At 64.2% G+C, this 10616-nt stretch carries 9 protein-coding genes; 3 read left to right on the forward strand and 6 right to left on the reverse strand.

What is annotated here, in order from left to right; all coding sequences use genetic code 11:
• Positions 1-197: 197 nt before the first annotated feature.
• The 6 genes from AC30NL_RS04925 to AC30NL_RS04950 are packed head-to-tail and all read right to left on the reverse strand — an operon-like array spanning position 198 to position 6532.
• On the reverse strand, positions 198-602 hold the full coding sequence (locus AC30NL_RS04925; RefSeq protein WP_489462895.1) for a ParB N-terminal domain-containing protein: 405 nt from the start codon (positions 600-602) through the stop codon (positions 198-200).
• Positions 599-2014, reverse strand: coding sequence for an MATE family efflux transporter (locus AC30NL_RS04930; protein ID WP_489462896.1), 1416 nt, complete (start codon positions 2012-2014; stop codon positions 599-601). Before AC30NL_RS04930 ends, AC30NL_RS04925 begins: the two co-directional genes overlap by 4 nt.
• A complete protein-coding gene (locus AC30NL_RS04935; protein WP_489462897.1) occupies positions 2011-3057 on the reverse strand; it encodes a cysteine synthase family protein in 1047 nt (348 codons plus the stop codon). Before AC30NL_RS04935 ends, AC30NL_RS04930 begins: the two co-directional genes overlap by 4 nt.
• A 15-nt stretch (positions 3058-3072) precedes the next feature.
• Positions 3073-4467, reverse strand: coding sequence for a type III PLP-dependent enzyme domain-containing protein (locus tag AC30NL_RS04940; protein WP_489462898.1), 1395 nt, complete (start codon positions 4465-4467; stop codon positions 3073-3075).
• Positions 4468-4472: 5 nt separating this feature from the next.
• Positions 4473-5471 carry an ornithine cyclodeaminase family protein gene (locus AC30NL_RS04945; RefSeq protein WP_489462899.1) on the reverse strand — a complete coding sequence of 333 codons (999 nt, stop codon included), beginning with the start codon at positions 5469-5471 and terminating at the stop codon, positions 4473-4475.
• An 8-nt stretch (positions 5472-5479) separates the two neighbouring features.
• Positions 5480-6532, reverse strand: coding sequence for a TauD/TfdA family dioxygenase (locus tag AC30NL_RS04950; protein WP_489462900.1), 1053 nt, complete (start codon positions 6530-6532; stop codon positions 5480-5482).
• 93 nt (positions 6533-6625) lie between these two features.
• Between AC30NL_RS04950 and AC30NL_RS04955 the strand changes: the two genes are divergently transcribed.
• The 3 genes from AC30NL_RS04955 to AC30NL_RS04965 all read left to right on the forward strand — a co-directional run.
• Complete coding sequence (locus AC30NL_RS04955) at positions 6626-6826, forward strand: hypothetical protein (RefSeq protein WP_489462901.1); 201 nt, start codon at positions 6626-6628, stop codon at positions 6824-6826.
• Between the two features lie 15 nt (positions 6827-6841).
• Positions 6842-8956 (forward strand): TonB-dependent siderophore receptor, encoded by a 2115-nt coding sequence (locus AC30NL_RS04960; protein WP_489462902.1) that lies wholly within the window; start codon positions 6842-6844, stop codon positions 8954-8956.
• 482 nt (positions 8957-9438) lie between these two features.
• The coding region (locus AC30NL_RS04965; protein ID WP_489462903.1) for a hypothetical protein at positions 9439-10616 on the forward strand (1178 nt) is incomplete at its 3' end.

Consider the following 10616-nt stretch of genomic DNA (forward strand, 5'->3'; position numbering starts at 1 on the left):
CCCCTGCTCGTCGTTGCAAATGCTCGCCATAGCACGAGCTATGGCTGCGCTTTGCGCCTAGATCAGGTGCCTTTTGACGTGCTGCTCGGACACGCTCGAAATACTCTCAGCCTCTGAGCTCTTGCAGGCGGGGCTGAGAGACGCGGGTTCGAAGACAGCAGGCGTTCCTGCAGCTCGGCGTCAAGCCCCGGTGTCGATCAAGCCAGCAGCGCAATCGGAATATGACTTTGCGGCAGCGGTGGATCGAAGCGGTGCCGAGTGGTCTTGAACGGCAGCAACTCGCGCCGCGTGGCAATCGTCATGACGCGCTGCACGTCGAACGGGACGTTGCTGCGCCAGCAGCGCACCGACACGCGGCGGTCGTCATAGACCAGTGGCACGCACGGCAGTCGCCGCAAGCCCAGGAGCCTCGCGGCCTGCAGGCGGTGATTGCCATCCATGACCAGACCGGTCCGCGATTCGATCGGGACAGGAACCAGCCAGTGGCCTTGCCGGCGAATCGTCATGGCCAAGTGGCGAACCTTCTCGTCATCCACTTGTTCCGTTGCCTGGAACAGCTCGATCGGCCGGATGGCCACGACATACGATTCTGTTTCCGTCATTCGCCTGTCTTCCATGCGATCGATCCTTTCTCCACTGACGCGATGCCCACTGCCTCACGGCGGCTCGACACACTTGTCAGTCGATGGAAGCGCAGCAGCAATTGGATGGCGGTCGCAGCCAGCCCGGCGATGAGGCCCAGCCACAGCCCCGTGATGCCGAGCCCCCAGTGCACCCCCAGCAGCCAGGCGCTGCAAAGACCAATGCCCCAATAGCCGACCAGCGTGCGAACAAAGGCGCTGCTGGTGTCGCCTACTCCGCGAAGCAGGCCGATGGCAATGTTCTGGCTCGCATCGAAGAACTGCAGCAGGGCAGCCAGCCACAGCAGTGGCGCGGCGACTGCCAGCAGGGTCGCGGTGCCTGCACTGTCGCGCACGAAAGCGCGGAGGACGAGCTGAGGCATCGCGAGGTAGAACGCCGCCACACCGGCCATCGCCACCCATCCGATGCCCAGGCCAATCCAGCCCAGTCGGCGCGTGGTGGCGAGGTCATTGCGGGCCCACGCCGGGCTGATGCTGATCGACACCGCATGCGAGATGCCGACGGCGATCATGAAGACCACGTAGACCGCCTGATTGACCACGGTGTGCGCGGCCAGTGCCGTTGCGCCCAGCGTGCCGGCCAGCAGAGCCAGCACCGAGAAGAAGCCTGCCTCGGATCCATAAGTGGCGGCCACGGGCAGGCCCATGCGAAGCGTGCGCCACAAGGTCTCGCGAGGTGCATCCCAGAAGCGAAAGGAAAGCACTGAAGCGTGCGAATCGTCGCGCCGTGCGAGGGCGAAGAAGGCAGCGAACGACGCGGCGTTCACGAGTGTCGATGACAAGGCCACGCCGACCAGGCCGAGGGGCGGAATGCCCCAACCGCCATCGATCAACACGAGGTTGAGCGCGATGTTGACGGCCACGGACCCGAGCGTGACAGCCAGCAGAGGCCCGGGCTTGCGCAAGCCTACCGTGATGTTGCGCAGTGATTGGAACCACAGCATGGGAACGATCCCCGGAGCGGCCACTGCAAGGTAGCGAGCACAGCGTTCGACGACTGTGGCGTCCTGGCCCAGCAGCAGGAGCAAGGGGCCAGCCATGCTCATCACCGCCCAGGCCAGCAGGCCGGCAATGGTGGACACAGCGAAGCTCGCCCGCGACAAGTCGCGGATCTGTTCGGTCACCGCGCTCCCGTCCTGCGTGGCTGCGGCGATCAAATTGCCGGTCGGCGTGACAAGACCGACCCCCATCGTGCGCAGCAGGTTGAACAAGGTGAGTGCCAGTCCGCCGGCGGCCAGTTCGAGTGCGCCCATTCGCCCAAGCATCACCACGCTCGTGGTGCCCAGCGCGACCTGCGCCAGTTGCGTGAGCACGAGCGGCCCGGCCAGTGCGCCGATGTGCGCCGCGTCAGCCCGCCAGTGGCCGATGTTCATGCCCGCACCGCCACGCCTGCCGTCAGCTGCTCCATCAAGGCATCGAGCTCCCCGTCGATCGCTGGATCGATCAGCCCGCGCTCGTTCATCCACTCGTCGTTGAACACTGTGTCGAGGTACTTCTCGCCGCCGTCGCAAACCAGCACGACGATGGTGCTCAGCGGCGGTGCGACTTCAGCGCGCTTGAGTGCCTGGTAGAGCACACCGCCTGCCGAGCCGCCCAGCAGCACAGCGCGCGTGCGAGCGAAGTAGCGTGCGGTGTTGAAGGCCTGCGTATCGCTCACCTTCAGTCCTTCGTCAAGCAGGCAGAAGTCGACGAGCTCGCCGATCTCCGCGCCTTCGGGCGTGCCGGTGCCCGACTGGTAGTACGGCGCACCGGGCCCGCCGAAGGCAATCGAGCCGACAGGCTCCACTCCGATCACACGCAGCGAAGGCAGGCGTTGCTTCATCTCGCGCGCCGTGCCGAACAGCGAGCCGCCCGTTCCCACCGCGCCGATCAGGTGCGTGATGTCGGCGCCGAGCGCCTGCTCGAGCTCGTCGGCCACGGCTCGGTAGCCGTTGGCGTTGGCGGGGTTGTTGTGCTGCTCGGTCCAGTACGCGCCTTGCTCTGCGGCGATGCGTTCGGCCAGCGCCTCACGATCGGCGGTGGCCAGACCATCTCCCGGCTCCTCATTGACGTAGAGCAGTTCCGCGCCAAAGGCTTGCATGGCACGCAGCTTGTCCTTGGATGCATGGTGATCGACCACCGCGGTGAAGCGGTAGCCGCGCTCTGCGGCCAGCAGCGCGAGCCCCATGCCGGTGTTGCCTGAGGTCGATTCGATGACCCAGCCGCCGGGTTTGAGCAGCCCCTGCGCCTCGGCCTCGTCGAGCATCTGGCGCGCCATGCGAATCTTGGCGGTGCCCGTCGGGTTGAACTGCTCGAGCTTGAGCAAGACACGCGTTCCGAAACGCGTGGTCAGCAGCTCCATCAGCGGGGTGTGCCCGATGAGGTCGGAGGTGCGGGTGGCGATGGGTGAGAGATTTTGCAGTGGGTGGCGGTCCATGAAGGTCGATCTTCCTTAGATGAGGTGAAGGTCTTGAAGTGGCGCGATGCTGTCGAGCCGCCAGCGAGGGTGTTGTTCGCCGTCGAACTCGATCGCGACCTTGTGCGGCAGCGGAAGGTCGTGAAACGGCGATTCGTTCGAGTCCATCTGATAGCCGGCGGTGTTCAAGTACACGAGCACGTCGCCGGGCGATGGGCGGCGCGGCAGGCGCAGCTTTCGCCAGCTCACCATGTCGCTGTCCAGGCAGCTGGTGCCGGCCACGCAGGCGATGTACGGTGCGGCGCCGGTGGGGCAATCACCAAGCAGCACCGGGTCCGGCAGGTACTCGCTGTTGAACCACTGCTCTGACATGCTGAAGCTGGTGCCTGCTACCGTGAGCACGCCATAGCCGTCGGGCCGGTCCTTCACGCCCTGCACCCGGAACAGCGTGACGCCGGCCTGGTCCAGCAAGGCCCGTCCAGGTTCGATCAGTAGGCGGATGCCTTCGCGTCTCAGGCACTTGGACAGGGCGTTGCCTGTGTCGTTCTTGAAGGCAAGCACTGCCGCCAACATGTCAGCGCCGTGGGATTGAGAGGCATAGGGGTAGAAGCTGTCGAAGGTCTTGCCCGCGTGGTAGTGCTCGGCACGCTGCTGTGCTTCGAAGTCGCGCCATGCGGCTGTGTCGACATAGCGCACCGCAAATCCTCCGCCGATGTCGATGCAATCAGCGCCCAGGCCCAGGCGGCGCGCATCCAGGCAGCGGGCCAGCAGGTGGTGTGTTGCCTCAGCGCGTTCGTCAGGAGAGTAGCCGTTGAGGTGGAATGAAAAGCCTTCGAGGCCGAGATGCGCCTGTAGGCTTTGGCAGATGCGCAGTGCGTGGTCGAGTTCCGGGGTTGTCATGCCAAAGCGGCTGCGCGGTTGCGAGTCCGGCCGCCAGCGCAGCAGCACGCGAGCGCCGCACTGTTCAGACTCGGCGATCTCGGCGCACGCGTGCAGCTCTTCGAGGCTGTCCATGGCCAGAAGGCAGTGCTGTCGAATCGCCATGCGCATCAGAGCAGGATGTTTCGCGGGGCCGGAGATGCCGATCACTCGCCCAGGCACGCCGGCACCAAGCGCCTGCGTCAACTCCTCAGCGCTCGCGGCATCGACACCAAGGCCCAGTTGCGCACAGACGTTGACCAGGCAACGCGCCTTGTTGGCCTTCTTTGCATACATCACCAAGCCGTCGACGCCCGCACGTCGCAGGCAGTTCGAGAACGCGACGGCGTTTTGCGCAAACACCTGGGGCAGCATCAAGTGCAAGGGCGAGCCGAGTCCATTCATGAGTTCATGCAGCAACCCGGCATGAACTTCGAGAAGGCGCTGGACCAGCGGATGCTGTAGCGCAGGCAGCAGCGGTGCGGGTTGCAAGCAAGCGGTCGATTCGGACATGGCGTTCACCACAGTTCGACTTCCCGGCCGAGGCCCTGCGCCAGCGCGCGCTCGGCCAGCAGCCGGCCGAGTGCGATGTCGGTGACCACCATGCCGCTGTTGTATGCAAAAACACGATCACTGGCGCGCCGGCGGCCAGGCTTTGATCCGGTGAGAATCTGCGGCAGTTCGGCATCCACTGCAGGCAGCTCGCCGTCCATTGCCAGGTCCGTGCCCGTCACGCGCATCTGCTCTTCGCTGGTGGCGACACGATAGTCCGCACTGTGCAATACCTGCTTCGATATGCCGTAGCCGACCAGGATCGCGAGTGCACCGGGGCGAAGCCAGTCGACCTCCACGCTCCCCGATGAGGATGGCCCGGCGGCGCCGATCACGATGTCGGCATCCTGGGCGGCGCGTTGCAAGTTGCGCGATACCTCGACCCGGCGAAGCGGGTGGTGATGGTGCATTTGGCTCAACACCGCATCGATACCTGCAGTGTGATGTCCATGCACGATCAGCCGCTGCAGATGGGGCATGGCCTGCACGAGAAAAGGCAGGGCCATGCGACCTTGCACGCCGCTGCCAACGACCAGGGCCGTGCGCGCATCGGGCCTGGCGCAGGCCCGCGCGATCAGTGCCGAAGCCGCAGGCGTGCGCAGACTGCCGACCAGGCTGCAATCCATCAGCGCGATCGGGTGGCCGATGCGATCGTCGTACAGAGTCAACGTGGTGTAGTAGCGCTCATCGGCCTTGTCGCCTTCGGGCCCAAACTTGTACGAGGTCTTGAACGCAACGGTCTCGCGGTCGCCGTCGCGGCCAAGCATTGCGTAGGCGACAGAGCGGCCGTCCTGCGGCTTTACCGTGAGCTTGGCCGGGTTGGCGGAGCGTTCCTCGGCGCAAGCGCGATAGGCGCCTTCGACGACGCGCAGCACCTCGTCGAGATCGAATGTCAGCGAGGCGAGGTCGCGCTTGCTGAAGACGCGCAGGCTCGCGCCTGCCTTGAAGGCATGGGTGGTTGACATGAAGACCTCTAGACGATGTGACGGGCGACCGCGTGCTCGCGGTAGGGCATGGAGCCGCGCAGGTTCAGGGTGACATTGACGCGCCTGAGCCATCGATGGCGAGGCCCATAGTTGGGTTGGTAGACCGAGCGGCCGTGCACCGCGCGCTTGTTGTCGATCCACAGCATGTCGCCCGGCTCCATGACCACCGATGCCTTGTGTTCGTTGAAGCGATCGATCAACCAATCAAAGGCCGCCTGCGCTTCGTGGTCGCCAGCGATGGCCTCCATGTAGGCCTCGTCGACCTGGATGAACGGACGCTGGCGCGAGCCGCTGAGCGCCGGCACAGGCTGCGGGTCGGCGTACATGCGCCGAATGCGCTCGAAGGCATCGTCGTCCAGCCGCCAATGAGAGCTGACGTTCTGGTCCGGCAGGTGTGAGGTATCGGGCAGCACGACGAAGCGCGGTGCAGACAGCACGGCCCACTTGTCATCCGGGACCTCGATGTCGTCGATGGCCGACAGAATGGTTTCGGCGCGCTCTTCGTTGCGGTAGCAGACGATGGACAGAAAGTCGCAACGATGGTCGTGGAAAGCTTCCTCGTTGTGCCACACCAGCGTGACGCTGCTGCCTCCGCCGAGTTGCTCGGCACGTTCCTTTTCGATCGGGACGATGTGGCGCAGGAAGCGCCCATTCTCTTGCGTGCGCCAGCCGAAGATCTCGCCCAGCGCCGACGTGAGCAGGCATTGCGCGATCTCTTCGCGCAGCGTGGGCGGGTTGCGCCATGTCGCGTCCCAGTGCGCGGGCGACGGCCCGATGCGACTGTCGTCCACCGGCACGCCGCGTATCAGCACTGCGCCACATGGCAGGTGCAGTTGCTTGAAGCGATGAGCGAGTTCTCGCAGAGGGCGGGGCAGCTCCTGCGCTGCCAGTGCGCAGGCATCGGCGAACTCGGCCGTCTCCACGCTTCCGAAAGTCCTCGCCATGTCGTCGACGAGCTGCTCGACGCCAGCGCATTCGCGTGGTGTCAGCGGGTGGACGTGGATCGATGTGCGCTGCTGCGCAATCGCGTATTCGGTCATCGGTTCTTCTCCCATTGCTGCTTGGACGGGGGTCATCCTAAGACATAGAATGCGAATGATTCGTATTTGCCGTGACTCAAGCATGGAGATCGAATGAAGACAGTCATGGCCGTGGCCTGCGCGTTATCAGCTTCCCTTGCATCCGCGCACAACCTGTGGATCGAGCCCACCAGCAGCGACATGCAGGCTGTGTACGACAGCATGGTTCATCGCGCCACGCTGAGCTTCACCACCCCCGAAGGCGCGGTGTTCGAGAACCCGCGTCCCGCGCAGTACCAAGCCAACGATCAATAGAACCCGGAACGATCCATGACAAAGAAGAAACACACACGCACAGTGCTCCAGGCAGCGCTCATCGGCGCCGCTTCGCTCAATGTCTCGCAGGCCCAGACGGAAAATGCCGACAACACGCCGGTCACGCTCGAACAGGTGATCATCAATGCGAAGAAGCAAACTCTGTATGTCAATCGCGACGTCAACGCTGGTGCGCTCGGCGTGCAGTCGCTGCAGGAGCTGCCGTTTTCCATCGGCTCCTATGGCCGTGAACTCATCGACAACCAGCGCGCTCGCACCGTGCAGGACGTGCTGAAGAACGATCCGGGCGTGCAGCCCGCTTCATTCGGCGGTGCCTATGACGGCATTGCAGTGCGCGGCTTTTCAGCCAACGCGGTCAACAGCGTCCGACGCGACGGCCTGCTGACCAACGTCTACGCAGACATTCCGCTGGAGAGCATGGAGCGGGTTGACGTACTGAAGGGCCTGTCGGGCTTTCTCTACGGCGTGGGCGAGCCGAGCGGCCTCGTCAACTACATTCTCAAGCGGCCTACGCGTCGCGGCTTCATCAGCGTCGACGCAGAAGTGCGCAGCTTCGGTGGGCACTACCTTCACGTCGACAGCAGCGGGGCGGTGGACCAGGGCCGCGCACTTGCATTCCGCCTGAACATGGCGGCAGAAGAGCAGGGCGACTTCACGCATGCCGGCGACCTGTCGCGGGCAATGGCAAGCGTCGCGCTGGACATGCAGCTCGCACCAGGAACGCTGCTGCGTCTGGACGCCGACCATCAGCGCAAAAAGCTGGCGGCCCAACCCGTCATCGGTCCGCGCAGCGATGGCACCGTGGTCCCCGCCGAGAGCTTCGACCCGCGCACGCTGCTCGGCCAGCCATGGGGCCAATACCGCACTGAAGCCTCGAACCTCGGCCTGCGGCTGGAGCATGAGCTGGATGAGGACTGGAACCTGATTGCACAACTGGGCTACAGCCTCACGACACGCGATGCCGCTTTCCCCGACGTGTACAGCGTGACGCCTGGCGGCACGATCACCAGCGGCGATTTCTACTTCTCGCCCGATCAGCGCTTCACGACGGTATCAGCGCAGGCCTTCCTCAACGGCCGCGTGAATGCAGTCGGCGTTCAGCACGATGTCGTGCTCGGCTTGTCCGACGGTCGAATGAAGTCATCGGACGGAGGCTGGTTCCCGAACGACGGGCTGACCGTCGGCAACATCTATGCGCCCGTCTATAGCGCCAGGCCGGACTTCTCGAACCCTCCGCCGAAGAATCAGGGGAACACGCGCCAGCCCAGTCTCTTCGCGAGTGACACCATCTCATTGAACGAACACTGGCGCGTGCTCGCGGGGCTGCGCTACATCGCGTACCGCTCCGAAGCATTCAGCGTCGGCGGCGTGCAACGCGACGGCGACGTCAATGTGACCGTCCCATCGGCCGCGATCGTGTGGCTGCCGAGCAAGGCATGGACCGCTTATGCGACCTATACCGAAGGATTGGAGCAGGGCGCTTATGCACCCAACACGGCGTCCAACCGCGGTGAACGTCTCGATCCAATCCGCAGCAAGCAGATCGAGACCGGCATCAAGTGGATACCCAAGCGCGGGCTCTCTGCAACGGCGGCGGTGTTCCACATCGACAAGCCTTTGCAGGCAGTCGATCCGGCAGACAGCCTGTTCAAGACACTAGGACACCAGCGGCACCTGGGCATTGAGTTGGCACTGAACGGGGAAGTGGCTTCCGGCCTGTCCGTGGTGACCGGCATCAGTTGGCTGGACGCCCGCATGCGCGACACCGGCGACGCGCGCGAAGGCAAGCACCCTGCCAACGTCGCCAAGCTGCAGGCCAACACCTGGTTCGACTGGCAGGTGGCCGACTTGCCTGGGCTGAGCCTGAACGCCGGTTTGGTGTACACCGGCAAGCGGGCCATCGATCAAGCCAATTCGCTCTTCGTGCCCGCGTTCACGCGCTGGGATGGCGGTGTGCGCTATGCCATGAAGGTGGGCGATGTTCCCACGGTGTGGCGTTTGCAAGTTCAGAACCTCGCGAACCGCCGTTACTGGGAGAGCGTGAACTACGGCGGCGTGCTGGCCGGGTCGCCACGCACCGTGCGACTGTCCGGCGAATGGTTTTTCTAGGCCAAGGACATGGCCCGAAACAACTTCCCGTTTTGGGGGTGCTGGGCGGGCGCGCTGCGGCGTTGCTCCTCGCTTGTGTGGCTCGCCACACGGCGCTCGGAGCTTGCATCCCATCCCGCCCCGCGCCCCCAAAACGGGAACTTGTTCCGGGCCATGTCCTCAGGCTTTCGTCTCGACACACAACGCTTCGCTTCGAAGGCGACACCGCTGCTCAGTGCGACCTAACATCGCCCTGAGATTTGGCCATTGGGCCTTCAGGAGCGATATCAATGTCGGGCGGTGGAATCAGGCGAAACGCCATGGGCGGTTTGTCTTCGGCACAGGATGCCGCAAGTGGGGCGGGGAGGCGGCTGACAAATTCAGAAACCAACTCGGCGAGGCGATCGCGCAGGAGCGGGGTGCCGCCTCAGGGGATTCCGCAGCGACAGGCGGGGCACAACTCGGTCACGCAAATCGCGAGCGCAGCCCCACCTCGCACCAGCTTGCCGCAGAGAGATTCGGCGGCAGTTCCACCGCACGAGCTACTGAGCGCTGCGGACTCTGAGCGCATCGCCAAGCTGAAGGGTCTTGGGAATCGTGTCAATGAGGCACTGGACTTCCTTGGCCGCATCGCGGATTCCGCGCTGAAGCGTCGTGTTCTGGTTCAGGCTTACGAAAACGTGAAAAAGATGCTGTCAATCCACGAAAACGTTTCGCCCACCGTGGACGCCCCGCCGAAACCCGTGTGGTGCGCTCTTACCCTCGTCGACGAGTTGGTGTCGACGCTGTCGGACGACGTGCAAGTGAACGCGTCGGAGGACTTACGCAGCAGCCGATTGCCCCCAGTCAATCCACATGCCGCGCAGGAGCAGCGGCTGCGCCTGACGCAGCGCTTGAAGCAACTTGCGGAGCAGTCCCGCGAGATTCAGGACTACAAGCAATTCATGCAGGCATTGTCGAAGCTGCCGGAGGTGCGTGATAGTTCGAATGCCGTCGGCCCCATTCGCGAAGAAACGGACCGCTGCATATCGAGGACCATGTCGCTGGCCGATTTAACCGCCATCGGCGCCCTTTGGTCGCATCACCTGCGTCTCATGACTTATGAATTGCCCGCCGCGCTGCAAGGAACTCTTGATGAGCTTGTGCAGCTTTCGGACGAGGTTGCCGCACTGGGCTCTCCACTTGAGGAGACCGGCCCCGACGCCGCGCAAGAAGGATACAGGCAAGCTCGAGAACAGCTTCAGGCCCTCGTCAGGTTCGGCAGGGCCTCCGATCGTTTCGCGCAGGCTGCTGCCGAGGATTGGTCTGCCGAAGGAGGCGAATCCGAACGTTGGAAGCACCAGCTTGAATTCGCAGATGCGCTGTCCAGCTTCATGTCGACGGCCGTCGAGCTGGTCGCGAAGAAAGCCCGAGATTACGGTGCGATGGTCACTTCCGCGGTGGAGCCTCATGGAAGGGACGGAGCAAGCACGTCTAGCGCGTCGGCCCCGGGGACAACGGATGCAGTATCGGACCATTCGGCCGGAACCCGACGCTCGCGCCGGTCCCGCCCGAATCGGCGTCGTTCTGCCGAGAAGGCCGACGCACTGTCGGCAGTCGCGACAACTGACCCGCGTGAACTCGCGCTGACGAAGGCCCATGGCCTGCTGCGCTCGCATCCGCTCACCCGGGAGATGGTGCA

The sequence above is a fragment of the Rhizobacter sp. genome (assembly GCA_021153565.1).
Taxonomy (GTDB): Bacteria; Pseudomonadota; Gammaproteobacteria; order Burkholderiales; family Burkholderiaceae_C; genus Albitalea.